Genomic DNA, 1,113 nt, shown 5'->3' on the forward strand with positions numbered 1-1,113 from the left:
CGAGATATCTCCGTCTTCAAGTGCAACTCGGTTCCGCATATGGACGGCCCCTTCGGTAAGCCGGGCAACACAGGCACCGCAGACACCGGACTGGCAACTGTATGGTGGATTTAAGCCTTTCAATTGGGCAGCTTCCAGTATGGTTTGACCCGCAGCCACCGGTACGTCATGCCATGCACCATGCAGATTTATGCGGGCTGTCGCTGCGACCCCTGACGTGCTGAGGTCGGGCTCGGCATTCCCTCCAAAGCTTTCCGTGTGAATGCGATCGTCAGGCACGTCCAAATTCTTGAGCGCCGCCCGCAGGTCAGTGTTCATGCTGCCCGGACCGCAGATCCAGTACTGCACGTCCTGCGCTACAGGTGGGGTCTCGGCAATAGCGGCCTGAACGGTGTTTGCGTCCAACCGACCCGTGCGCCAAGGGCTGAACCAACTCAGCAGTGACGGGTGGGACAGAACATGGCGCACAGAAAAGCGTTTTGGGTATCGAGCTTGGATCTGCTCCAACTCGTCCCGAAAAATGATGCTGTTCGCGTTGGTGTTGCCGAAAACCAAATGCGCGACGGAATGCGGCTCTGCCGTCAAAACGGCATTGATCATCGCGTATAAAGGCGTGATGCCGCTGCCCGCGCCAAAGAAATAGTGTGTGCGGCGTTTAAGGAGTCCGGGCGTTAAGGTGAACTGTCCAAAGGGGGGCATGACTTCGATGATATCGCCCACCGACAGAGCATCACCGATATGGTTCGACACGATCCCGCCTTTCACTCGTTTCACAGTGATGCGCAGTGCGGATCCAGGAGGGTTTGAGATGGTGTAGCTGCGCCTATGTTCCTGCCCTTCGATCAAAAACCTGATCGTCAAATGTTGCCCTGCTATCCATTGAAACAGATCAGCCAGTCTGGCAGGGACATCTAAAGTGACACTTGTGGCTACACCGCCGATCTCTGTGCGGATGTCAGATACGGTCAATGGATAGAAGTCGCGCTGCATTAAATCACCAATCACCGGTAGTCATAAGTTGTTGTCAATGACCGGACCACCATCCCGCCAAGGTAAGGTTCAAAGGCAAACTCATCTGTCTGACGCATTTTGCCGGCATATCCCTGCCAATCA

The 1,113-nt window shown here is 55.2% G+C and carries 1 protein-coding gene; it reads right to left on the reverse strand.

The window, feature by feature from the left end; translation table 11 throughout:
- A partial coding sequence (locus tag ACR0E6_RS21465) for a 2Fe-2S iron-sulfur cluster-binding protein (RefSeq protein ID WP_480587114.1) occupies window positions 1-990 on the reverse strand: 990 nt, incomplete at its 3' end.
- Between the last annotated feature and the right edge of the window lie 123 nt (window positions 991-1,113).

Source organism: Ruegeria sp. AP12, assembly GCF_056540025.1.